Source organism: Micromonospora sp. WMMD998, assembly GCF_029581235.1.
GTDB lineage: Bacteria > Actinomycetota > Actinomycetes > Mycobacteriales > Micromonosporaceae > Micromonospora.
The window spans coordinates 1,330,740-1,353,396 of sequence record NZ_CP120740.1 but is presented as its reverse complement, the minus strand read 5'-3'; the positions used below and the strand labels follow the sequence as shown (position 1 = coordinate 1,353,396).

Genomic DNA, 22,657 nt, shown 5'->3' with positions numbered 1-22,657 from the left:
TGTTCATCGAATCCTGACGAAGGTGGTCGGGTGGGTGCCGGCGGTCTGGTAGAGGTCGGCGTGCCGGTCGGTGACAGTGTGGTCGAGGGGACCGATGCGCTTTTCCAATGCGGGCCAGGTGTGGGCGTGGCGGATGGTGTAGGCGATGGTTTCAACGGCGACGGGCTGCGGCTCCAGTGGGGGCGTGGCGTTGTCGAGGTGCAGGACGCCGACGATGGCGGTGTCGTTGTCGAGGCGGGCGCGGAGGAGCCAGTTGGTGGTCCAGGCCCACAGGTGGGTGTAGGGGGGTGGGCTGGTGGGGGGTGCGCCGATGTGGAAGCCGTCGTAGTCGGCCCAGGCGGTGCCGTCGGCTCTGGTGAGGGTGGCGGCGAGGTGGTGCCAGGGGATGCGGCCGTGGGAGTGCAGGACACCGGTGGTCGTCGCGCTGGTGGTGTCCATGGAGCTGGTCATCGCGCCGGTCCTTCGGTGCGGGGTGTGGGTTCCAGGTTGGTGATGGTGACGGGGTCGGGTGTGGGTGGGGTGTCGAGGCGCAGGGTGCCCATGCCCCGGGTGGTGCGGGAGCCGAGGCCGATGAGTCCGTCGTGCAGGTCACGCAGGACGTGCTGGATGACGGTGTGCGCCCAGTCGGGGATGTCGGTGAGTGCGTCGATGCGTAGGTGTAGTCGGCCGGTGGTGACCGGGGTGGTCTGGTAGAGCAGGCCGTCGTGGGCGCCGCCGGTGACGCGGTCGATGGCGACGTGGGTGCGGGCCGGTGGGCGCTGGGCGTCGAGGATCGGGCTGTCGTGGAAGACGAGTCGTCCTCGCCTGCCCTGGTGGCCGAAGAGGTCGCAGGTGGGGCAGGTGCCGCAGCCGGTCTGTTGTCGGCAGGCGGTGTCGGGGCCGTAGCGGGAGCGCAGGATGTATTCGGCTCGGGAGCGGAACAGGCCCTTCCACGCGGAGCCCGGGACGAACGGTTGGTTGTCCCGGGCGCGGGCGGTGGCCGCGCCGGTGGGTCGCGGGTCGCCGACGAGGAGCGCGTCGACCAGGTGCAGGTCGACGTCCAGCCAGGGTCGGGTCGGTGGTGGTGTCGGGGTGATGGGGTGGGTGGCGACGGCTTCGACGAGCGCGGGGCCGGTGTGGGTGAGCCAGGTGCGCATGCCGTCCGGGGTGGTGGGGTCGATGCTGCCGTGGCGCAGGGCACGTAGGCGGGCCTGGCCGCCGCCGGTGGTGCGGTCGCGGCCGATGGCGGGTTGCCAGGCGGCGAGGGCGTGGAGGTGGTCGTTGGTGAGCGGTCCGTCGTGGCGTAGGTAGGCGGTGAGGGTTCCGCCGGTGGCGACGGTGTGGCTGTAGCGCAGGGAGTTGGGCCGGGCGGTGCCCCGGTGCCGGTCGATCGCGGTCTGCCCGACGATTTCGGTGAGGGTTTCGCTGCCGGGGTCGGGGGTGAAGTGGGTGCCGAGGATCCACAGCGGGGACGGGTCGGTGGTGTCGCCGTGGTGTGCTGGGGGGCGGCTGCCCATGAGGGTGGTGTCGAGGGTGGTGCCGTGGCGGGTGTCGTGCCTGCGCAGGTGAGCGCGCAGTGATCCGGCGAGTGCGGACCCGGGCACCCAGGGTCGGCCGTCGGTGTCGTGGAGCAGGTCGCGGTCGAGGGTGGGGTCCTCGATGGGTACGGCGCCGACGGCCCATCCGGGTTCGACGGTGATCTCGGCGATCAGGAAGGTGATGATCATCGTGCCGCCTGTCGTGCTGCTCGTTGGCGGTCGGCGGCGGGTGTGGTGAGCACGAGGATGGTGAGGTCCCGCAGGGTGGCCGGGGCGAGCCCGTCCAGGGTCTTGCGGAGGTGGTCGCGTTGCCGGCCGGAGAGGTCGGCTGCGGTGGGCTGTTTGAGCAGGTCCACAAGAAGGTTGGCGGGGACGGTGCCGGTGCGGTGGTGTTCGACCTGGAGGGCGCGGAGAGCACCGATGAGCCACCGCCAGGCGGCGTCGTCGAGGCCGATGTCGAGTAGCCGCTTGTGCAGTGTGGACAGCGGATCGGTGGTGGTGTCGTCGTCCATGCCGGCAGCGGTGGGTCGCCAGGGTTGGGTGGCGATGGTGACGTCGCCGAATCCTTCGGACCGGCGTAGGCCGATGCCGTCGCGTAGGAGGCGGGTGGCGAGCGTGGCGAGGACGTCGGGGGTGCCGGTGATCCGGTAGGTGGAGCCGGCGGTGGCGCAGAGTTCGGCGGGTTTGGGCAGGCGGGAGGCGGCGTGCCAGCCGGACCAGGTGATCGCCCGGGTCCACGTCTCGGGCAGGAGGGTGGCTCCGGGGATGAGGTCGAGGGTGGGTTCGGGTGTCAGCCGGGGGCGTCCGGCGAGGTCGACGAAGACGGCGGGGCTGGCCAGTCGTATGACCAGCGGTTTTCCGGGTGCGGGCGGTGTCGGCGCGGCGGGCTGGTGTGCGGTGGTGGTGAGGTCGGCCTGTCCGCCGACGGTACGCCGCCCGCCGAGCCACAGTGTGTGGGGTTGTGTGAGCCACGGGTGGTGGCCGTGGATCAGGCCGGTCAGGGTGGTGCCGGCGGGTAGGGCGTCGTTGGCGTACAGTTCGCCGTCCTTGGCCCGGCCGGTGGCCGGGTCGATCGAGGTGCGGGTGATGCGGGTCGGCTCGCCGGGCGGGTCGAGGTTGCCTCGGCTCTGTTCGAGCCGCTGGCCGCAGCCGGGACAGTGGTCGCCGGTCTCGAACGCCCGGTCGACGACCGTCTCCGCGCACGTCGGTTCGGGGGAGTATTTGCACTGGAACACCGACAGTGGGGTGCGGTGGCTGCCGGCGGGCAGCAGGTTCCCGTAGCGGATCGTCCCGTCGAAGAGGGTTCGGAACTCGTCGGTCCTCGGGTTGCCGCGTCCAGGTGGGCCGTGTTCGGTGATCCAGACGGCGGCGAGTGCCCCGCGTAGCGCGCTGCCGGGCACGTAGCGGTGGCCGGCGGTGTGGTAGCCGATCTCGGAGGCGACGCCGAGAGCGAGTCGTTGCCGGGCGGTCACGGTCGCCGCCAGCACGGGCGGGCCGGGCGCGGTCATGATGGCTCCTCCGAGCTGTGGAGCAGGTCGGTGAGGTGGTCGGCGCTGGCTGCGGTCCATGCCGGGTGCAGCGGGGTGATGCTCACCCAGCCGAGTCCACGTCGCCGGTCGCCGCCGAGCGCGGTGACCGCGCGGGCGGCGGCGGTCAGCACCGCCTCGTGCCGGGGCAGGTCGGCGGCGGTGATCGGGCCGTTGCGTCGTACGGTGAAGACGGCCCGGCGGGCGAGGATCTCCTCGCCGACGGCGAGCGCGCCGTCGACCACGGTGTGCGTGGCTTCGGAGATCTGGATACGGGCGCGGGTGCGCACCCGCAGCTGCTCGACCCCGTCGCCGCCCTCGTCACCGGGGTCGGCGTTGCCTGCACGCCGGTCGCCGGTGAGGGTGGCGTCGGACCAGCTCCACGGCGAGGGCTGCCAGGCGGTCCCGAATACCGCCTCCACCAGGTGTGGTGGGAGGGTGAGCAGGTCCCGGGCGGCGGAGCGCATGACGCCCTTGATGCTGGAGGCGGGCAGTGGCACGTCCCGATCGATGACGCTGTCGGTGCCGTCGCCGGCCCGCCCGGTCGCGACGCGGAACGGCCCGTGGAAGGTGATCTCGAAGGTGAGGGTCACCGCCACCACCGGACCAGACAGAGCGCGTCGGCGACCGTGGCCGGTCCGCCGTGGGTCAGGAACGGGTCGAGGACGTCACTGCGGTCGAGGCGGCGGGCCTGTTCGCGTAGCCGGGCGGTGGACAGGGCAGGCCGGGTGGGATCGATGAGCCGCTCGCAGACGGCCCGCCCGGACGGCGGTACGGTGGCCAGCGCCGCCAGCGCCGGCCCTAGAGCGGCCAGCTCTTGGGTGGTCCACGTGGCCCGGTGCCGGGGTGGTTGTTCACCGTCGCGGGTGACGTCGAGCCAGCCCACCGCCGCGTACCGCCCCTTGTGGTCCTTCTTCGCCTTCTTGAGCAAGTCTTCGGCCAGTTCCACGCTGCGGCGGAAGGGGAACTTCGCGTGGGCGAAGACCAGGCCGGCGGACGCAGTCACATGTTGCCCGTCGGGCAGCAGTCCGGCCAGGCCGTCGATGCCGCGCATCTGGTCGGCGAACGCCTCCAGGTAGGTGGTGACGAATCGCCAGGCCCGGTCGGCGACCACGGAGACGAGTACGTCGTCTCCGCCGACCAGATGCGGGATGACCGGCACCGTACGGGAGGAGCCGAGGACGACCCGGGTCGCCTCGACCAGCGCGGCGCGTGTGGCCGCCGACACCCGCGCCGACACCCGGGCCTTCAGGTCCCCGTCGCCGTGACGGGCGATGTGGTCGAAGAGCGCGCCGAGCCCGTTCCCGTCGATGTACACCGTCGCCAGGTGGTTACGGTTACCGTCCTCCTCACCCAGCGCGGCCAGTTCGGTGAAGTGCTGCACGACCTGACGTGGGGTCAGCGACAACGCCTCCAGCAGGTCGGTTTCCGCGCCGACGGGCACGTGCTCGTGCCACAGTCCGGGCTGTCGGTACCGGTCGGTGTACCGGGCCTCGCAGTCCGCGCAGACCGGCACGTTCTGCTCCTCGTGGATGTCGATGGTGGCGACCGTCGGGTCGACCCGGCAGCGGGCGCAGGTGGTCAGCACAGGCAGGTCCGGCAGCGGTGGGAACGCCTCCAGGCCGGTACCTGTCTCGGGGTCGTGCATGGCCCGGTACGCCGCCAGGTAGGAGTCGGCGGCGGCCCAGTTCGCCCGCAGCCACACCCCGGGCAGCCGTCGCCGCAGCGCGTCGACGACCGTCCGGGCCACCTCCTCGGCGGCCCCGCCGCCGGGACCGTCGGCCGGGCCGGCGGGTATCCGCAGGGGGATCAGCCCGTCGGCCTCGCCCGCCTCCGGGTTGACCTCGGGCCTGACGCCCAGCTGCGCGGTGGCGGTGGCCAGCCAGTCGGGTAGCCCGGTGCGGTGCGAGGTGTGGCTGAGCCACGCCGACGCGCCACGGCGACCCTTCAGGTCCGGGGTGCGGCTCAGGTAGTTCCCGATCCGGACGGCGGCGACATCGATGAACATCCCACCCGTCATGAGCGTCGGCCCTTCGGCCGATGCTCCTGGTGGTCCTCGTGGATGATCGGCAGGGTCTGGTCCGGGGCGGTCGGGTCGGGCAACGGCAGCAGCGGGCGTTCCTCGCCCTTCGCGAGGTACATGCCGCTGGTGACGGTGAAGAAGGCGAACGGCTCGTCGAACCGTTTCGGGTCCTGCTGCCGGTCGGTCCAGTCCGCGCCGGGCGGATACGACACCCGGGCGCCGTTGACCGTGCCGGCACCCAGCACCGCCGACAACGCCGGCCAGGTCGCGGTCACCTCGTCCGGGCAGGAGGCGACGAACGCGTCGACGAACACCTCCGGCGTGTACGCGGGCGGTGGGCTGTCGCCGTAGCGGCTGGCCGCGTCCCACACCTGCGCCTGCACGACGGTGGCGGTGCAGGAGCCGAGACCCAACGGCTTGCCACCGCCCAGATGCAGCCGCGTCGGCCTTCTCTCTTCGGTTTCACCGCCGTGGCGCAGGGCCAGGTCCGGTTGCAGGGCCGCCAGCAGACCTCCTAGCTCGGCGGGGTCAAGGTTGTCGAAGGTGACCGTCTGCGTCAGCGTCGTGCCGGGCGGGGCGAGCAGCTTGTCCGCGACCATCTGCGGCCGGTGATGTTCCTGCGCCTCGTGTCGGGGTGGATGCGTGCCGGGCGCGGAATGCCAGTAGAACTTGCGTCCCCGCACCGGTCGTGGCTGCGACCGGTCCGGATCGGCACCCCACTCCCGCGTCGGCAGCCGCCCCCTTCCCGCCGGGCGGCGGTCGGCGTAGGACAGGTAGAACTGCCCAGCCCCGGGATGTGGCGCGCCCATCGGTGCCCGGCGGAATGCGGTCAACGCGACCGGCCCGGCCGACACGGCGTCCCCGAACCGGACGTGACCGGCGTAGGCCCGCTGGTCGGCCCGGCCGTCCTCGTCACGCGCCTGCGTGTCAGCCGAGCCGAACAACCGGCACGACGGGCACAACGACACCGGATCGGTGCAGGGCAACAGGTGGGGCGGCACCCGTTCACCTAGCGGTCCCGTGCCCGGGTGCCGCCAGATCGCCGACAGCCGCAACTCGACCACCCGGCCGTTCTGGTCGCGGCGTACCCACAGCACGTCGCCCATCTCGAACCAGCCGGTCACCGACTTCCGCTCGCCGATGGCCTGCCCCCGGAACGTCACCAGCACCCACCCCGGCGGCTCGTCCGGCGTATGGTTCTGGACCGCCTCGCGGGCACCCGCCACCGCCTGTCGGAACCGTCGCCATGCCGCCTCGTCCACCTCCGCCTCCGGCGTCGAGTCGGGGATGTGGCCGCAGGCGGCGAAGTACAGGGCCGCGCTGCCGTCCCGACGCTTCTCGGGCCGGGCTCCGGCGTCGGTCAGCAGCACCACCCAGTCACCACCGGCCGTCACCCGAGCCTGCTCGTCCAGCTCATACCGCCCCAGACTGTTCACACTCTCCGGCGGGTTGAGGCCGATCCGGCTACCGGTCCGTAATCCAGCGCCGCAGGCCGCGACGAGTTGCCCGGAGCGGACCCACACCACCTTCGTCGCCGGCCGCACCGTCAACGGCTGCCCGTTGAAGTTCGTTGTAACGACGGCGAGGGCCCAGTCGTCCGACAACGCCGAAGCGGTGTCCCGGTAGGACGGGACGAACTCCTCATCGACGATCCGCAGGCAACCGCCGGCCATCGTCTCGTGCACCGACCGCACCACGCCCTTCACCGACGAGCCGGGAAACCGCAACACGGCACCGTCGGTCGACCCGTCGGGTGCCTGGACCGGCCCGGTGAACTCCCACCGCACCACCAGCCGCCCGGACAGGCGGCCCGGCGCCAACCGCTCGTGCCCCGCCGGCTCCCGCCGCATCACCCGAGCGGGGAACGGCACGAACGTGTACGGGTTGACGAACCGGTCCCGACGCTGCCTCCGAGCCTTGGCAGCCTCGGCCACCGCCCGCTCCCGACGGAGCGCTTCCTCGGCCAGCCATCCGGGCAGCCCACCCGGACGAACCCAGCAGCCAGACACCGGCCCCGGCGGATCGAACAGGAGGAAGTCGCCGATCTGCCGGACCCGCTCCAGGGTCGCCTCGTCGCCGGGCAACCCGAGCGACGCCGCAGGAAACGTGACCACCCGGTCCTTGGTGTCCCGCTCGGTCAGCCGCACCGCCGCGCCGTCCCGCTGCGCCGTACACCAGCGGGCCGGCGGGCCGCTCAGGTCGAGCAGGCAACCATCGTCCTCGATGACTAACTCACCGGCCCTCGGCAGCGGGCCCCGCCCGCACTCGGCGGACACCTCTGCGGCATCCCCGGCCGGCACCTCCACCCTGCTCTCGCCGCCGCCCCCGCCGCCGTCGACCGGCACGTACCGCAGCAGCCGCGCATCCGCGTCCCACCCGGTGACCACCACCGACACCATCACACGTCACCGCAACCCAGGAACGCGCCCCGCCGGCCACCGCCGAAAGTCATGACTCCCATACGTACCGTCCCGCCAACACGGCCACAAGACCACACCCGGACAACAACAGCGACCACGACGGCACCCACCGTCACCAGATCGAGGCATCAGCCCTGGTCACCACAAGCCACCGCAGACCGTCCAGGGCGATCCGTCCGCTGTCCACACCACGACACTTGCACCACTTGCCGCCCCCACGACCGTCACCTACCGTGAGCCGTCCATCGCCGCGACAACCAATCCGATCCGGATGGAGGCCGCCGCCGACATGCCCAGCCGCTGGCGCATCACCACCCCCGGCATCGACCCCACCCGAGTACGCGTGGAACACCTGCACGCCGTCGTCTCCGGCTGGTTCGACACCGACGGTGCGCACCACGCACAGGCCAAGCCGTACACGGTCAGTCCGCCCACCCGGCAGACCGACGCCCCCGGGTTCGAGGTGACCCTGCTCGACGACACCCTCACCAACCGCCTCCTGACCCGGGCCGCACCCGGCATCCGGCTTCGGCTCGGCGCCCAGCACACCCGCCTCACCCTCGGCGCCGAACAACTCGCCACCACCGCATGGACCCACCTGGCCGACAGCGACAGCGGCGCGAACGCATGGTGCCTACGCTTCGTCACCCCCACCACGTTCCGCCGCGGCAACGCCTTCACCCCCTGGCCGGCACCCAACCCGGTCCTCGGCAGCCTGCGCGCCACCTGGCGCCGCTTCGCCCCACCCGACCTACCCGAGATCACCCTCGACCTCGCCGCAGACCCGATCTGGGTGACCGACGTCGACGGCACCAACGAGATCCTGCGAATCAACAACCTCACCGTCTCCGGGTTCGTCGGCCGCATCCGCTACACCTGCGACAACCCCGACATCCGCGCCGCCGTGGACCGGCTCATCCGCCTGGCCCCCTACGCCGGAATCGGCGCCCACACCACCCGAGGACTCGGCCAGGTCCGCCCCGAACCGACCTGGCGACAACCCGGCCGCCCATGACCAGCCCGCTGTACACGACCGCGACCAGCCTGGCCGCCCTCACCCGCGCATGGGAGGACCTGCTCGCCGACGACCACGACGACGGCACGCTCTCCACCGGCACCCGCCGGTTCGCCACCAACCCGCACGCCCGCCTCACCGACCTCGCCGACCAACTCGCCACCGGCACCTACCAGCCACAACCACTGGCCCCGGTGACCATCCCGAAGGACGACGGCGACACCCGGCACCTGGCGATCCCGCCAGTCACCGACCGCATCGTGGAGAAAGCCCTCGCCGCAGCCCTCTCCCCGATCATCGACCCGCTACTCGGCCCCGCCGCCTACGCCTACCGCCCCGGCCTCGGCGTCACCGACGCCGTCCAGCAGGTCGCCCGGCTCCGCGCCGAAGGCCTCGGCTGGGTCGCACACGCCGACATCGACGACTGCTTCCCCTCAATCGACGTGCCCCGCCTACGACGCCTGCTGTCCACCACGCTCACCGACGCCGACGTCCTCGCCCTGATCGATCTCCTACTCCGCCGCCCCATCGGCGGCGACACCGGACCACGCCCCACCCAGGGCCTGCCGCAAGGCGCACCGCTGTCCCCCCTGCTGGCCAACCTCGCCCTACGACACATCGACGACCGGGTCACCGCCGCCGGATTCCCCATGGTCCGCTACGGCGACGACTTCTGCGTCCTGGCCGCCACCCGCACCGACGCACAGGAAGGACTCCACCTCGTGGAACACGCCGCCGCCGAGATCGGCATGCGCCTGGGCACCGACAGCAGCGTGATGTCCTTCACCGACGGGTTCTGCTTCCTCGGCGAGGACTTCGGCCCCCGCTACCCACCCGTCCTCGACGACCACCGCATCGTCGAACCCACCACCCGCACCGTCTACGTCGCCAAACCCGGCGCCTCCGTACGCACCGAAGCCGGCCGACTCATCGTCGAAACCACCGACGACGTCGAACTGCTCAACGTACCCACCGGACACGTCGAACGACTCGTCCTGTTCGGCCCGGTCGGGCTCAGCGCCGGCGCCCGCTCCTGGGCCCTGGCCAGCGACATCGAGGTCATCATCGCGTCCCGCCGTGGCCACTACCTCGGGCAACTCAGCTCAGGCTCCACCCGACGGGTCACCCGACTCCGCGCCCAACTCGCCTGCGCCGACGACCCGGACCGGGCCATCCCCTTCGGCCGCGCCGCCATCGACGCGAAGATCCGCAAACAGATCGTCCTCATCCAGCGGATCACCCGCCGCGACAACCACGAAGACCTCGCCGCCAACGTCGACGCGATGCGCCGCATGCTGGCCCTACTACCCGACGCCGCCACCCGAGACGAAATCATGGGCGTAGAAGGCGCCGCCGCCCGCGCCTACTTCACCGCGCTGAGCCTCGCCGTCCCCGAACCCCTCCGATTCACCGGCCGAAGCCGACGCCCACCCCTGGACCTCGTCAACGCCGCCCTCTCCTACGGCTACACCCTGCTGACCGGCGAAGCCGTCGCCGCCCTGACCGCCGCCGGCCTCGACCCCGCCATCGGACTCCTCCACACCGACACCGACCGCCGCCCCAGCCTCGCCCTCGACCTCATCGAGGAATTCCGCCCCCTCGTCGTCGACCAAGCCGTCACCACCCTCGCCCGCGCCAACCAACTCCGCCCCGAACACGCCCGCACCGAAGAAGGCCGCGCCGGCATCCTGCTCACCGAAGCCGGCCGCGCCGCCCTCATCGACGCCTACGAACGCCGCATGCTCCACACCACCCGAGGAGCGCTCCCCGGCTTCACCGGCAGCCTCCGCCGCCACCTCCACCGCCAAGCCCAACGCCTCGCCGCCCACATCGACCACGGCACCCCGTGGACCGGCCTATCATGGCGGTGATCCACCATGCCCACCGTCCTCATCACCTATGACATCTCCACCGACACCACCCGCGCCCGCGCCGCCGCCACCATCCAAACCTGGGGCGACCGCATCCAACGCAGCGTCTTCGTCTGCACCCTCGACGCCAACGACCTCCACGACCTCACCAAACAACTCCGCCAACTCGTCAACCCCCGCACCGACTCCATCCACATCGTCCCCCTCTGCGGAACCTGCTGGAACGGCATCACCACGATCGGCCAAGCCACCGTCCAACCCGATACCCTCTACTGGGCAGTCCCATAGAAACCGCCAAAAGCACTAGGCAACAGGCGATCCGGACCTGGGTAGCCGATCAAGTCTCCACATCGCCCCCTATGCAGCCATCCCTACCAGCACAAACGCACGAGATGCATTGACCTTCGTCGGTCCAACTGCCGCCGCACGCCAGGTGGTATGCAGCGGCGCGGCAAACAACCTGGTCACACCCCCCGCACAAAGGCCAGGGTCCTGAACCACGTCACGCCGAAGGGCGTATGGAAACGTGAATGGGTAGTACTTGCCCCTGAGCGCGAATTCACCTAGTCCTGAACCACGTCACGCCGAAGGGCGCATGGAAACACTTCGAGGTGGTCTTGTGCCGGAGGCACGCTGCCTGTCCTGAACCACGTCACGCCGAAGGGCGTATGGAAACAGCGGACGCATCTCCGCAGGGAAGGTGATCTCGCCACCTCGTCCTGAACCACGTCATGCCAAAGGACGTATGCATCCAGGACCACCTACGACCAGTCGGCGGCGGCCAGATACACGTGCCCGATGATGTCCGCCAAGGCCGAGCCGGCGGTGCCCCTGCTGGCCCCCACATCCCCCAGCCCTGGGCCGCTGCCACACAGAGCAACGAGGGACGCCGGCGACGCCAGCCAAGATTGCCGTCGGCAACGACAGGCAGTGTTGCGGCCATGCCGGCACCGACCCCCGGTGCGTGCGGCGTCGGCGACCTTCAAGCGCTGCTGCGGAATGCTGAGCGCTCTGGCGAGACGAGTGTCAAGCTCGCCCCGCCTGGCAGCGCCGAGGCAGTAAAGCTGATGAATTATGAACGGAGCGACCAAGGCGCGGTCGTCAGTAGACTCTACTGGAGTGTAAGCACCGCGAGAGTTGAGGGCATTCTGGATCAAATCCGGACAACGCTTGTCCGTCTAGTTAGCGAGATCCGCGCGACAATGAGCGATGATGCGTCGATTCCGACTTCAGAGCAGGCAGCCCAGGCGGTCAATGTCGTGTTGCATGGAGGTAGACGCAATCAGGTGACGGTCACGACGGCACAGGCAGGCGATGGCGGCATCGCACACAGTGAACCAGCCGAGGAGCGAACTGAATCCGGCTGGACTAGAGCTCAAACCATCTGGACGGTCATCGGCGTGATCGTCGCTATCATTGGCGCCTACTTTGCTTATCGACAATGGCGAGGCTAATTGCGCCGGAAGTGGCTGTCGAGACGAATACAGTCGTCAGTCAACGAGGTAGTGGGCTTCGATGTACGCGACGGTGGAGTCGTACGGCTCCCCGACCGGCTTCAACATGTACCGCCGGAAGACGGCGGCGGTGGCGCGGCGGACGCCTCGGTTGCGGGCGTCTGCGTTGTCCCACGACTGGGCGAGGGTGCGGGTGACCACTTGGTCGATCTCCTCGGCCAGGTTCCTCTCCGTGATGGTGAGGCCGGCGGGTGCGTGCTCGTGGATGATCCGTGACAGGACGCCCACGTGGTCGTCGTCCAGTACGACAGCTTCCTCAGGATGCTTCCCGGCGTTCACGATGGCGCGGGCGATCCGGAGTGCTTCCGAGAGAAAGTCCAGGGCGTCCTGGGCGGTCTGGATGATCCGGTCCCGCAGCAGCCTGATGCGTTCCGCGAGCGCGGCGTACTTTGCAGACCCGGGTTCAACTCCCTTGTCGAGGGCGGCCTTGATCCGGTCCAGGATCTCCGCTGCGGACGGCGGCTTCTCGTCCTCGCCGTCGTCCTTGCCAGGCGTGGAGCGGACGAGGGCCATCAGTTCCTTGAGGATGGCGATGCCCTGGGCGTCAAGGACAAGGGGTTCCTCCTGGGAGGCGACCACGGCGAAGGAGTGGACGTGACCGTTGATGATCTCCAGGACCATCGGCCCCAGCTCGGCCAGCCGTTCCTTTCGCTCCTCGTCAGAGGACCTCTTGAACAGGGTCGTGTACACGGACCCGAACAGCCCGAAGCCGTCCCGGTACTTGGCGATCCGCTTGTCGGTGCTGATGAGGGAGTACAGGCGGGCCAGCAGCCGGTAGTCCCTGCTGAACACCTCGGCGGAGCCGGGGTTAGCGTCCAGGAAGACGTTGATGGCTCGCACGGACTCATATCCGTGGACCGTGAGGTCTAGGTCGTCCACGTCGGCGAGGAGGTCTTCGATGCGGGCGAAGGTGGTGCGGAACTCGGCGACCAGCTCGGACACGTCGGTGACGAATCCGCCGCCCTTGCCGGACCCTTCCGGGGTGGGGTCGACGACGGCCCGCTGGACCTCTTCGGCCAGCCCAATGTAATCCACGACCACCCCGGAGGTCTTCACGAACCCGGTCGGGGACACCCAGGTGCGGTTCGGGCGAGTGATCGTCTGGAACAGGGTGTGGGCTTTCAGCGGCTTGTCCAGGTAGAGGACACCCTCGTTGGGGGCGTCGAATCCCGTCATCAGCTTCGCGGTCACCACCAGGAAGCACAGCGGATCGTCCGGGGTGAGGAACCGCCGCTTTTGGCTCTCTTCCTCGGCCTCCGAGAGCCGGTACGGCCGCATGGCCGGGTCTTCGTCCTTGGAGTCCGAGACGGAGATGTTCACCTCGGCCGTGATTCGGTCGTAATTCCCCACTTCGGCGAGTACCTGTGACGCCTCGAAGCCGGCCAGCAGCTCGTTGATCTTGTCCGTGTATGCCACGGCCAGCTCACGGTTGTAGGCCACGACTTGAGCCTTCAGGCCGTTGCGGTAGGCACCAGTGAGGTAGTGGTCCACGATGTCCTGGCAGACCGCGTGGATACGGTTTGGGTTGGCGAACACCGAGGTCAGGCGCCCGAACTTGCGAGACAGTGCCTCACGGTCGGGGTCGTCGAGGTCGAAGTCGTCGGCGAACTGGTCGAACTCGGCCTGCAACTCCTGGTCGTTCATCTCGAAGGACACCGGGTGCGGGTCCAGCATGACCGGGACGGTCGCCTCGTCCCGCAGCGACCGGGACACCGAATACCGGTGTAGCACTCGCCCCGGGTCGGCCTCGTCACCGAAGAGGGCGAAGGTGTCGGTGGCGAGGTTCCGCAGAGGGGTGCCGGTCATGCCGAAGAACTTCGCCTGAGGGATCGCGGCGCGCATGTGCCCGGCCAGGGACTTCGACTTGGCGGACTGGGTCCGGTGCGCCTCGTCGACCAGCACGATGATGTTGTCCCGCTTCGACAGATTACTGCCGGCTTCGGCGAACTTGTGCACGGTCGTGGAGATGACCCCGCGCACGTCGTCGGCAAGCAGGGACCGCAAGTCTTGACTGGTCTTCGGCTGGTGGAAGTAGGCGTCCCCCATCGCGGAGGTGAACACCCCGGAGGTCTGCCGCACGAGATCGGTCCGGTCCGAGAGCAAGATGATCGTGGGTGAGTCGGTACGGGAGTCGGCCAGTAACAGCGAGGCGGCGAACACCATTAGCAGCGTCTTGCCGCTGCCTTGGTGGTGCCAGATAAGGCCCTTCTGGCCGCCGGCCAGGACTCTCTGGTGGATCAGGTGGGCGGCTTCCCGCTGCGGGTAGCGGGGCAGGTACTTCTTGTCCACCCCAGCCCCCGCGGTGTCGAACAGAGCAAAGTTGGCGAGCATGTCCAAGACGGTCGCCGGGTTGAGCAGCAGCTCCACGGAACGCTGCACGTCAGCCTGCCCGGACAGGCTCTCGTCATCGGCGGTGGACCGGAACGGCTGCCACAGGTTCAGGGGCGCACCAACGGCGCCGAATCGCAGCTTCAGCCCATCGGAAGCAACGGCGAAAACGTTCGGAGTGAAGAACCACGGGTACTCGGTGGCGTACACATCGTTGATCTCGCGCGCAGCCTTAGCCCACCCAGACTTCGCAGTCGGCGACTTCACCTCGACCACGACCAGCGGCAGCCCGTTGACCCAGTACACGAGGTCGAACCGGCGGGGGGTCTTCCCGGGGACGGTGATGGTCACCTCGTCCGAAACGATCAGCGTGTTGGCGGTCGGGTGCTCGACGTCGATGACCCTCAGGGCGTGCCACACGCCGTCGGCGTCCCGGAACTCCTTATGCCCGCGCAGCAGGCGTAGCACCTGCTCGTTGGCCCGTACCAGCCCGCCCTCAACAGCGTTGACCGTGCCGATGATCTCCTCGACCACCGCGTCCACATCGAACCCGTCGATCATCCCCGGGTTGAGTCGGACGATGGCATCCCGGAGGTCGTCGGCGATCACCGTCTGCGTCATCTCACGCGGAAGCGACCTCCCCGCTGTGAAACGCCAGCCCATCGGGAGGGACCACTGGATCACCAGGTTCTGAAACTCGCGCTCCCGAATGCCCTTCGCCATGGCTCAGACCTTCAGCTCGGCGGACTCGATGTCGATGGTGCGGTCTAGCAAACCCGAGAGCAGTCCCGCCCGCATCTGACGAAGACGTTCCGCCTCAGCACGGAGGGCGGCGACCTGTCTATCCACCGCGTCAGCCATCCCTGAGATGCGCTCCTGGTCGTCACGAGGCGGCACGGGCATAACGATCTTATGGAGGTTCGCGGCGGAGACGCGAACCACCTTAGTCTCGCTCGTGAACCTACGCTTCTGGTGCTGAAACAGGGGTGAGGCAAAGAAGTAAGATACAAACTTCGGGTCAAGATCATGCCGAAAGATGAAACAGTCGTCGTGAACAGCCACTTCATCATCACCCAACCAAGCAGTAGCCTTGCCGACGTCCTCGACGTTCTCGCTCGTCCCGGCGATTACCACATCGCCAGGTCGCGCCAGGCGCATCGAGCTGCGGAAACTCTCGGGCAGATAGGTCACCGTGCGCGTAGCGGACGCTCCGTAGTCCGTGTAGATCTGACCGTAGTGGATGCATCCCAGGCCGGACTGCACGTAGTCGCTCTTCACGAACCGTCGGCCACGGCTGAGCGTCCCGGCTTTTGACAACGGAACAGACGACCATCCTTCACCGCCGCGGGAGAGTGCGTCTTCCAGAGCAGCGTTACGGACTCGAATGAGACTTTCTGCCTCAATATCGAGTGCCGCGACCTGTTCGTCTACCACGCTGATGATCTCGACTATCCGCTCCTGCACTGGCAGCGGCGGGAGGTCCATGACGATATTGAGGAAGTCTGCGGGCTTCACCCGCTCGCGTCTGCCACCCATCCCCTTTGACACACCTTGGAGCGCGTCCCACATGTTCTGCGTCGTGGTGAGGATGCGGAAAAAGTCGGGGTCCGCGTCACATACGAAGGTGAAGGTAGGGAACTCTTGAGACGCGAACGATTCCGGCAGGTCGCTTGGGGTTACCGTGATCGCGCCTTCGAATGCCTTGAGCCGGCTGTAGACGAGCACGCCGGGGCCGATCCGGTTGAGCTTTTTGTAGGCTGTAGAGCTTCCTGCGACGGGATCGCGATAGAGAAGCCCTCTCCCCCTATTCAGGATTCCTACGATCGGATAGAGCCGATCCGGTTCCACATCGACGATCTCAACATTCGCTGTGAGGAACCGCGAAAGAGGCTCCTGAACCCACCCCTCATGCCTGTCACCTGCCCAGTCATTGTCCGTCGGGTCACTCATCGAATCCCTTAATCCCAGCGTCCGCAAGAACGGCAAGCATGTGCTGCTCGGTCTTCTGACGTTTGGCTCGGGCGAGGTTGTAGGCCTCGATCAGGGTGGGTAGGTCCGCCTTATCGGCCGCGGCCTGTTTAATGTAGCGACTGATGTTGAGGTCATAGCCGTTCGCCGCAATCTCGGTCAAAGATACGAACCGCGCGGCCAGTCCACCTTCTCCGTCTGGGTCGATCGTGGTGCCGTCGGCGTCAATGCTCACGTGATAGGCGGCCACCGTGTCAAAAATGTCAGCATCGGTCAGGACGTTGCGATTCTTGGCCTTGATAAAGCGCTTAGAGGCGTCGATGAAAAGCACCCCGTTCTTACGCTCTCCAGACTTGGTGCCGCGAGCGCGGAAGACGAGAATGCAGGTCGGGATCGTCGTGTTGTAGAAGAGGTTTGCCGGCAACCCGATCACAGCTTCAAGCAGGTCGTCATCAAGGACGCGCTGACGAATCGAACCCTCCTGGCCGCTGCGGAAGAGGACGCCGTTGGGCAAGACGACGCCAGCGCGCCCCTTTTTTGGGTCCATGCTGGCGATCATGTGCTGCACGAACGCCCAGTCCGCCGATGACTGCGGAGCGACACCGCCGATGGCGCGGGGGTCCTTGGGGGACCAAGGCTTCCACTTCAGGCTGTAGGGCGGGTTGGCGACGATCACATCGAACTGCGCGATGGACCCGTCCGGCTTCTTGAAGCGCGGGTCCTTCAGGGTGTCCCCGACCTCGACCTGGAACTGGGTGAGGTTGTGCATGAAGAGGTTCATGCGTGCCACACCCGCCGTGTCCGCGACCGCCTCCTGCCCGTACAGGCGGAGCGTGTAGCCACGCCCGCCATGAGCCTTCAGCAGGTTCGCGGAGGCGATGAGCATGCCGCCCGACCCGCAGGTCGGGTCATACACCGACTCGTAGCTCTTGGGGGCCAGGACTTCAACGATCAGTTCGACGACCTCGCGTGGGGTGAAGAACTGGCCGGCGCGGGTGCCAGACCCGTCGGAGAACCGCTTCAGCAGGTACTCGTACGCCCCACCGAGCACGTCGTGGGACATGTTGCCCTCGTGCATCTTCGGCGTGCGGTCCATCGCCTGCATGACCGCCGCCAACACCTCACCCGACAACACCTCTTCTGAGGTCCAAGTCATAGACCCGAACAGGCGCGAGAACTTGTCGGGGTTGGCCGTCTCGATGGCCTGCAGGGAGGCGCGGACCCGCTTGCCGAGGCCGGGCTGGATAATGGTGGCAAGGATGGACGGCCAAGAGGCGCGACGCTGCTGGACGGTACCGGGGTAGATGAACGGAATCTCGAACGACTGGTAGTCGCGGTACTCAATCTCGTGGGCTTCCTCGGCGGAGAGGCCGTCCAGTCCCTCGTTGTCGTCCAGGAACTCCTGGTGGCGGTGTTCCCAGGTGTCCGACAGGTACTTCCAGAACATCAGCGGGAAGACAACCGAGGAGTATTGCGCTTCGGGTATCGCCACGCGCAGCTCGTCGGCGGCGTCCCACAAACGGTTCTCGATCTCCTGCTGTGTCACTGCCATCAGTCGGGGTGTCCTTGCTCGTCAAAGGGGGCGACTCGAAGGCCGCAGTGTTCCTGCCGGTCACCCTATTTCGGCCTGCCGGGGATGTACACGCCGGGCGTGATGTGGCGGTGCATGCCGCCGGGAACAGCACTGCCCTGCTGGTGCAGAGGCGCGGCGCGGCCCTGCTGGTGCAGAGGCGCGGCGCGGCGCGGACCCACCGATAGACCAGGTAGGTCTCCAGCGCGTAGGTGAAGTCGAACGCGCGCGCAGCTCGTCAGCTCGCTCCAGATCGGCCGTGACCCGCAGGCACACATCAGGGAAGGCTCGTTCGCGCACGTCTTGTGAAGCCATCTTCCGCCCCACCAGCCACCGTTCGAGACCAGCCTGACGATCCGTCGGTATTCTGTCTTGTGATCAGGTAGTTACGCTGGCATGCTGGCGTGGCATTCCGGCAAAGCGGACCGCCGGGCCGCCTTGTTGGGCAGGACGAAGCCGAGGTCCAGCAGACCAGGGATGCGGGTGGCAACGATCTTGCAGGGCCGCCCGACAGGACTACCAGCAAGTTTCGACGGGTGGTGATGGGTTGGCCCCGAGGTCGGGTGCGCCAGATGGCCCCAACACCCTGCTCAGCGACGCCCGCCGTCGACTTCTGTCCCCGAGCGGCTCAGGTCGACGGATGTCTCGGCAGGAGGTCGCCGAGGCGGTCAACAACTACCTGTGGGCTACCTACGGTACGAGAACCAGTATGGACGCCAACCACGTCGGGAAGCTTGAGCGAGGAGAACACCGCTGGCCCAAGCCCACGACCCGGGAGGCATTCCGTGCGGTGCTGAAGGCAACACGGGACCCTGACCTAGGCTTCTACATCACCCGTGGCCAACGCCATTCTGATCCCGTTGCGCACCAGATGCCCCCGGGCGAGATGCTCACCAATGGCGATGATCACGCTGGCGAGTCGCTGACCGGCAGCGAGATCACGGACACTGGCGACATGAACCGCCGCGAGTTGCTACGCCTGCTGAGCCTGACAGGTGCGCTGTTGGCCGCGCCCGTCCCGGGCAGCCAGCTCGACTGGGCGCGCATCGAGTCCTCCAGCGACGGGGACAGGCGACTAGACCCAGCGACCCTCGACGAGTACGAGGGCCTGAACGCCCAGCTGTGGGCGGCCTTCGGCGCAGCCGAGTCCAAGGCAGCAGTATCACCGCTGGTCAACCGTCAGCTGACGACACTCACGGCGAACCTACGTCGCTCCCACACGACACCCGTGCACCGTCGGCTCTGCGAGGTCACCGCCGACCTGCTCCAGCTCGCCGGCGAGGTCGCCTTCGACGCGAACGAGTACAGCGAGGCCGCGCACTGCTACACGCTGGCAGCGACCGCCGCCCGAGAAGCTGCTGCCTACGACCTCTGGGCGTGCGCGATGATCCGTCACGCCTTCATCAGCGTCTACGAGCGCGACTTCCGGCACGCCGCACCGATGCTGGACGTTGCCGCCGGCCTGGCTCAGCACGGGGACAGCGCGCTGTCGACCCGGCACTGGGCACACACGGTGCGGGCACAGGCTCTCGCGGGCCTCGGCGACCTCAGCGGATGCCGGCGGGCGCTCGACCAAGCCGAAGAGGTCAACCACCTGCCCGGCCGGGTGCATAACGGCGGATGGTTGCGCTTCGACGGCTCCCGGCTCGCCGAGGAACGCGGAGCCTGCTACGTCGAGTTGAGGCGCCCAGACCTGGCCGAGCCGGTGTTGTCCGGCGCTCTGTCGCAAAGCCTCTCCACGCGACGACGCGGAACCGTCCTGACGGACCTCGCCTTGGTCGGAGTTCACCGTAGCGACGTACACCAGATCGTGCTCTACGGCAGCGCCGCCCTCGATACTGCCCGCCAAAGCGGCTCGGGCGTGGTCGGCTCCAAACTTAACCAGCTACACCACCACTTGCAGCCGTTCCTTGCCGACACTCACGTGCGGCATCTCAACAGCCAGATCAATTCCCTTATCAGGGCAGGGAACTGACACGACCAGAGGGAGGACCAGCGTGCAGGTCGAAGAACCGGGGCGCATGTTCCGGGAGGCATGGATCGCGGGAGTCCGTAAGCACTATCGCGGCGAACCGAAACCGGGCTACGTCACGCCCTGGGCGGATACGCCCGAATGGGAACGGGAAAGTGCCGCCGCAGTGTATGAGCAAGTCCGCCAGTTCATCGAGGCAGCCGACGGCGCAACCGCGAAGCTGACCCGTGAACAGAAAGGACGCTTCGTCGCCCTGTGCTGGATTGCGCAGATCTTCAAACACTTTCCCAGCCCGAAGGCTTCCTACGTGGCCGACTGGTCAGACATGCCGGAGTGGCAGCGGGAGACGGACTCGGACATCTTCGAACACATCGAGCAGACGTTGGTCTCGATGCGCTGAGCTGAGAACCAATCGACAGGAGCACACAACCCCCACTTCATGCTCGCATCGGGGTCCGGCTTCTTCCGAGCCGGCGCGAGATTGGCGGACAGGGCACTACGCCGGCCAGCATGAACTGCGCCTGCAAGCGGTGACACTCCGAGGTCAGCGCGGCGCGCCCGGCTTCCCGGGCGCGCCGACGAGACAGCAGCTCAGTGTGCGTCGTCAAACTCACCGTCGCGGATGCCATCAGTGAACGCCGTCCACTCACCCCGGGTGAACCTCAGCACTGGTCCCGTCCGGTCCTTCGAATCCCGCATGCCCACGGTGCCGTCGAGCGCGAAGGCGACCTCGATGCAGTTGTCGCCACCGCCGGAGCGGCTGGACTTCCGCCAGTTGGTGAACTTCTCGGGGTGCATGGTCATCTCCTGGTGTAGTCGGGCAGTTCCTCCGCCACGGTGGCGAGGAAGTCGAGGCTGTCAGCGGGGCTGAGGGCCGCGGAACGCAGGCGCTCGTACAGGGAGGCGTAGTTGGCAACCTCGTCCGGGTCGGTGAGGACGAGGTCGCTAGTGATGGTGTCGACCGCGACGACCACCGGATCGCTCGGGTCGGGGTATCGGTAGCTGAAGTACGACGACCGGGGTACCGCGTTGCCAGCGATTCGCGCGGTCAGCCGCAGTACCCGGATCGTGGACTTCTTCTTCTCGTGACCGACGTTGATCAAGTGGTCAAGCTGCGCGCGGACGACCTCCGGCGGTGCGGCGTGCCGACGGATCGCGAGCTCATCGATAATCACCTCGTAGGTGGGTCCGCCGGGTCTCTCAAGGACCCGTTGCCGGGCAGCGCGGGCTTCCAGTGCTCGCTCCACCGTGAATCTCCGGGGGTAGGCAGCACGATCTGCCACCGCGCGGACCTCGGTGTACGCCGGGATCTGCAACAAGCCTGGCAGCAGGGTGATGTGGTACTCGGCGATGTGCTCTGCACCGGCTTCCAGGTCCGCGTAGAGGGCCTGGCGTGGTCCCATCTCGACGCGGAACTTCTCCCACCAGCCGTTCTCCTGGGACTCGCGAGCAATGGCCATGATCTTTTCCCACCGCTGCTCGTCAACCCGAAAGTGGTCGAGGATTCGCATGATCTCGTCTTGATCTGGTCGGACTCTCGCGTTCTCCAAACGGCTCAGCTTCTGCTTGGCGATCTTTGTCTCTTTGCAAAGCCGCTCAGCGGAGTAGCCGTGTTCCTCCCGTATCCGCACGAGTTCGGTAGCGAGCCGACGACGACGCACATATGGACTGATCAACGACACCCCCGGCGAGAGACGCGAATGGCCCCGGCGATCCATCCCGCCTGGACCCCGGCGACGAGAGCGTAACGCCTGTTTTGCCGATCACCGCCAGCGCCGATCATGCTTTCCGCAAGGAAACCCCTGGTCAAGCGCGCGGCGACCGGTGAGTCTCCCCGTAAATTTCCCCATTGGCCGGTGTTCCCGGGGCTATGCAAGAACCGCGATCGTGGAACCACCACAAGCGATGTGTCTACGGCTTGCGTGGGGTCATGCGGCGACAGGTTCGCGGCGGACTCTCACGTCCGAGATGCGGGAGGAGCGGCATGGACGCCACGAGCGCAACGCTGATCGCCATCAACGCTACTGGGGCCTGCGGCGGTATCGAAGGGGTGCATGGTCAAAGCGCAGGTGCCACGGCGGGCGTGCTCGTATCGAGTCTGCATAGCTCGCGCCTGGTCAGCCTTGCTACCGATGTCTACCGGACGCATCCGGCAGTGCCGCAAGGGTGCGGGTGCGGCCGACCGAAATGTCGATCCCGGCTACACGCCATGAAGATCTTCGCCGCGATGGTGGGGGGCACGAATCTACCCGACCATCTCTACCCATTGTGGGGATTGCTGGTCTGTAAGGGGTGCGGCCTGCCGCTGTGCCCGCTCGAATCCGCCGATGGACGGCGCTGCTACCGCTCACCGTGCGGATGCCGGATGAATCTGGTCGAGGCAGCTACCGCTGAGCGCCTGACCTATGAGGCCCTCGGCAGTCGCGGTCTCGCTCCCACCGAAGGGGTTCCCGAGTCCGCGTGGGGTGCGCTCTTCGCCCGAGAGTTGGCCTACGTCCGTGTCGGCGCTGCGCCGGAAGATCTGGTGCTCATCCGGCGTACCTGAGGCTCCTGCCCGCTGTCACTGCCGGGGAGGGCGTGGCGGCGGGCAGGCCGAACGTAGCGGGTTCTCCTTGGACGCCGTTCCAGAAAAGGCGGATCGATCCGCCAGCCAACGTGCCGGTAGCTGCGGGGGCTACCTGCCCACCCAACATCCCAGTCCCATTGGAGGCTTCCATGAACAGCCTGCTCGCCGTCAGCAACGACCCGTTCGAGCTCGACGTGCAGATCGTCACGGAGGGTCCGGTCGCCGCCGCTCTGCTGGCCGACACGGACGACGGCTGCGACACCGTGAAGGGCAGCGACTGCTGACCGAACACCCCCGCTGGTTCCGGCAGGCGATCCCCGATGCCTGCCGGAACCGGCACCCCCACAACCAGCCATGTCCCCGAGAG

Annotated in this window: 19 protein-coding genes and 1 CRISPR repeat array; of the genes, 8 read left to right on the top strand and 11 right to left on the bottom strand. The window is 67.8% G+C overall.

Annotation, left to right across the window (positions count from 1 at the left end):
• Nucleotides 1-3: 3 nt before the first annotated feature.
• Genes O7619_RS06400 through O7619_RS06375 form a run of 6 tightly spaced genes read right to left on the bottom strand, consistent with a single transcriptional unit; the run spans nt 4 to nt 7,465 of the window.
• The gene (locus tag O7619_RS06400) at nt 4-450 is read right to left on the bottom strand and encodes a hypothetical protein (RefSeq protein ID WP_282286322.1); all 447 of its coding nucleotides are present in this window, start codon (nt 448-450) and stop codon (nt 4-6) included.
• The gene (locus O7619_RS06395; protein WP_282286320.1) at nt 447-1,706 is read right to left on the bottom strand and encodes an RAMP superfamily CRISPR-associated protein; all 1,260 of its coding nucleotides are present in this window, start codon (nt 1,704-1,706) and stop codon (nt 447-449) included. The genes O7619_RS06400 and O7619_RS06395 overlap by 4 nt, the downstream gene beginning before the upstream one ends.
• Entirely contained in the window at nt 1,703-3,025 is a 1,323-nt protein-coding gene (locus tag O7619_RS06390; RefSeq protein ID WP_282286319.1) for a type III-B CRISPR module-associated Cmr3 family protein, read from the bottom strand. Before O7619_RS06390 ends, O7619_RS06395 begins: the two co-directional genes overlap by 4 nt.
• Entirely contained in the window at nt 3,022-3,636 is a 615-nt protein-coding gene (locus O7619_RS06385; RefSeq protein ID WP_282286318.1) for an RAMP superfamily CRISPR-associated protein, read from the bottom strand. The genes O7619_RS06390 and O7619_RS06385 overlap by 4 nt, the downstream gene beginning before the upstream one ends.
• A complete protein-coding gene (locus tag O7619_RS06380; protein WP_282286317.1) occupies nt 3,633-5,051 on the bottom strand; it encodes a hypothetical protein in 1,419 nt (472 codons plus the stop codon). Before O7619_RS06380 ends, O7619_RS06385 begins: the two co-directional genes overlap by 4 nt.
• An 8-nt stretch (nt 5,052-5,059) precedes the next feature.
• Nucleotides 5,060-7,465 carry a TIGR03986 family CRISPR-associated RAMP protein gene (locus O7619_RS06375; RefSeq protein WP_282286316.1) on the bottom strand — a complete coding sequence of 802 codons (2,406 nt, stop codon included), beginning with the start codon at nt 7,463-7,465 and terminating at the stop codon, nt 5,060-5,062.
• A 292-nt stretch (nt 7,466-7,757) separates the two neighbouring features.
• Here O7619_RS06375 and cas6 point away from each other — a divergent pair, with 292 nt between their 5' ends.
• The 4 genes from cas6 (at nt 7,758) to O7619_RS06355 (ending at nt 11,826) form a co-directional block, all read left to right on the top strand.
• Nucleotides 7,758-8,501 (top strand): CRISPR system precrRNA processing endoribonuclease RAMP protein Cas6, encoded by a 744-nt coding sequence (gene cas6 / locus O7619_RS06370; RefSeq protein WP_282286314.1) that lies wholly within the window; start codon nt 7,758-7,760, stop codon nt 8,499-8,501.
• Nucleotides 8,498-10,372, top strand: a complete 1,875-nt coding sequence (gene cas1, locus O7619_RS06365; RefSeq protein ID WP_282286312.1) for a CRISPR-associated endonuclease Cas1 — start codon at nt 8,498-8,500, stop codon at nt 10,370-10,372. Before cas6 ends, cas1 begins: the two co-directional genes overlap by 4 nt.
• A 6-nt stretch (nt 10,373-10,378) precedes the next feature.
• On the top strand, nt 10,379-10,660 hold the full coding sequence (cas2, locus tag O7619_RS06360; protein ID WP_282286311.1) for a CRISPR-associated endonuclease Cas2: 282 nt from the start codon (nt 10,379-10,381) through the stop codon (nt 10,658-10,660).
• 201 nt (nt 10,661-10,861) lie between these two features.
• Nucleotides 10,862-11,126: direct repeats of the CRISPR family, unit length 37 nt; unit sequence GTCCTGAACCACGTCACGCCGAAGGGCGTATGGAAAC.
• A gap of 187 nt (nt 11,127-11,313) precedes the next feature.
• On the top strand, nt 11,314-11,826 hold the full coding sequence (locus O7619_RS06355) for a hypothetical protein (protein ID WP_282286309.1): 513 nt from the start codon (nt 11,314-11,316) through the stop codon (nt 11,824-11,826).
• Between the two features lie 36 nt (nt 11,827-11,862).
• Here the strand turns inward: O7619_RS06355 and O7619_RS06350 are convergent, their stop codons facing one another.
• From O7619_RS06350 to O7619_RS06340, 3 genes are read right to left on the bottom strand one after another with little or no spacing between them, the layout of a single operon-like run.
• Complete coding sequence (locus tag O7619_RS06350) at nt 11,863-14,937, bottom strand: HsdR family type I site-specific deoxyribonuclease (protein ID WP_282286308.1); 3,075 nt, start codon at nt 14,935-14,937, stop codon at nt 11,863-11,865.
• Between the two features lie 3 nt (nt 14,938-14,940).
• Nucleotides 14,941-16,164, bottom strand: a complete 1,224-nt coding sequence (locus tag O7619_RS06345) for a hypothetical protein (RefSeq protein ID WP_282286307.1) — start codon at nt 16,162-16,164, stop codon at nt 14,941-14,943.
• Nucleotides 16,157-17,734, bottom strand: a complete 1,578-nt coding sequence (locus O7619_RS06340) for a class I SAM-dependent DNA methyltransferase (protein WP_282286305.1) — start codon at nt 17,732-17,734, stop codon at nt 16,157-16,159. The genes O7619_RS06345 and O7619_RS06340 overlap by 8 nt, the downstream gene beginning before the upstream one ends.
• Nucleotides 17,735-18,392: 658 nt before the next feature.
• Here O7619_RS06340 and O7619_RS06335 point away from each other — a divergent pair.
• Nucleotides 18,393-19,727 carry a transcriptional regulator gene (locus O7619_RS06335; protein WP_282286304.1) on the top strand — a complete coding sequence of 445 codons (1,335 nt, stop codon included), beginning with the start codon at nt 18,393-18,395 and terminating at the stop codon, nt 19,725-19,727.
• A 46-nt stretch (nt 19,728-19,773) separates the two neighbouring features.
• Nucleotides 19,774-20,124 carry a hypothetical protein gene (locus O7619_RS06330; protein WP_348774371.1) on the top strand — a complete coding sequence of 117 codons (351 nt, stop codon included), beginning with the start codon at nt 19,774-19,776 and terminating at the stop codon, nt 20,122-20,124.
• 191 nt (nt 20,125-20,315) lie between these two features.
• Here the strand turns inward: O7619_RS06330 and O7619_RS06325 are convergent, their stop codons facing one another.
• Complete coding sequence (locus tag O7619_RS06325; protein ID WP_282286302.1) at nt 20,316-20,528, bottom strand: DUF397 domain-containing protein; 213 nt, start codon at nt 20,526-20,528, stop codon at nt 20,316-20,318.
• Nucleotides 20,525-21,400 (bottom strand): helix-turn-helix transcriptional regulator, encoded by an 876-nt coding sequence (locus O7619_RS06320; RefSeq protein ID WP_282288698.1) that lies wholly within the window; start codon nt 21,398-21,400, stop codon nt 20,525-20,527. The genes O7619_RS06325 and O7619_RS06320 overlap by 4 nt, the downstream gene beginning before the upstream one ends.
• A 308-nt stretch (nt 21,401-21,708) precedes the next feature.
• Here O7619_RS06320 and O7619_RS06315 point away from each other — a divergent pair, with 308 nt between their 5' ends.
• Nucleotides 21,709-22,269 (top strand): hypothetical protein, encoded by a 561-nt coding sequence (locus O7619_RS06315; RefSeq protein WP_282286301.1) that lies wholly within the window; start codon nt 21,709-21,711, stop codon nt 22,267-22,269.
• Nucleotides 22,270-22,439: 170 nt separating this feature from the next.
• The gene (locus O7619_RS06310; protein WP_016815038.1) at nt 22,440-22,574 is read left to right on the top strand and encodes an FxLD family lanthipeptide; all 135 of its coding nucleotides are present in this window, start codon (nt 22,440-22,442) and stop codon (nt 22,572-22,574) included.
• Nucleotides 22,575-22,657: the final 83 nt, after the last annotated feature.

What these genes read in the sequence shown, in the direction of transcription:
- O7619_RS06400 (WP_282286322.1), bottom strand. Translation starts at nt 450, where the DNA reads ATGACCAGCTCCATGGACACCACCAGCGCGACGACCACCGGTGTCCTG.
- O7619_RS06395 (WP_282286320.1), bottom strand. Translation starts at nt 1,706, where the DNA reads ATGATCATCACCTTCCTGATCGCCGAGATCACCGTCGAACCCGGATGG.
- O7619_RS06390 (WP_282286319.1), bottom strand. Translation starts at nt 3,025, where the DNA reads ATGACCGCGCCCGGCCCGCCCGTGCTGGCGGCGACCGTGACCGCCCGG.
- O7619_RS06380 (WP_282286317.1), bottom strand. Translation starts at nt 5,051, where the DNA reads ATGTTCATCGATGTCGCCGCCGTCCGGATCGGGAACTACCTGAGCCGC.
- O7619_RS06375 (WP_282286316.1), bottom strand. Translation starts at nt 7,465, where the DNA reads ATGGTGTCGGTGGTGGTCACCGGGTGGGACGCGGATGCGCGGCTGCTG.
- cas6 (WP_282286314.1), top strand. Translation starts at nt 7,758, where the DNA reads ATGGAGGCCGCCGCCGACATGCCCAGCCGCTGGCGCATCACCACCCCC.
- cas1 (WP_282286312.1), top strand. Translation starts at nt 8,498, where the DNA reads ATGACCAGCCCGCTGTACACGACCGCGACCAGCCTGGCCGCCCTCACC.
- cas2 (WP_282286311.1), top strand. Translation starts at nt 10,379, where the DNA reads ATGCCCACCGTCCTCATCACCTATGACATCTCCACCGACACCACCCGC.
- O7619_RS06355 (WP_282286309.1), top strand. Translation starts at nt 11,314, where the DNA reads ATGCCGGCACCGACCCCCGGTGCGTGCGGCGTCGGCGACCTTCAAGCG.
- O7619_RS06350 (WP_282286308.1), bottom strand. Translation starts at nt 14,937, where the DNA reads ATGGCGAAGGGCATTCGGGAGCGCGAGTTTCAGAACCTGGTGATCCAG.
- O7619_RS06345 (WP_282286307.1), bottom strand. Translation starts at nt 16,164, where the DNA reads ATGAGTGACCCGACGGACAATGACTGGGCAGGTGACAGGCATGAGGGG.
- O7619_RS06340 (WP_282286305.1), bottom strand. Translation starts at nt 17,734, where the DNA reads ATGGCAGTGACACAGCAGGAGATCGAGAACCGTTTGTGGGACGCCGCC.
- O7619_RS06335 (WP_282286304.1), top strand. Translation starts at nt 18,393, where the DNA reads ATGTCTCGGCAGGAGGTCGCCGAGGCGGTCAACAACTACCTGTGGGCT.
- O7619_RS06330 (WP_348774371.1), top strand. Translation starts at nt 19,774, where the DNA reads ATGTTCCGGGAGGCATGGATCGCGGGAGTCCGTAAGCACTATCGCGGC.
- O7619_RS06325 (WP_282286302.1), bottom strand. Translation starts at nt 20,528, where the DNA reads ATGACCATGCACCCCGAGAAGTTCACCAACTGGCGGAAGTCCAGCCGC.
- O7619_RS06315 (WP_282286301.1), top strand. Translation starts at nt 21,709, where the DNA reads ATGGACGCCACGAGCGCAACGCTGATCGCCATCAACGCTACTGGGGCC.
- O7619_RS06310 (WP_016815038.1), top strand. Translation starts at nt 22,440, where the DNA reads ATGAACAGCCTGCTCGCCGTCAGCAACGACCCGTTCGAGCTCGACGTG.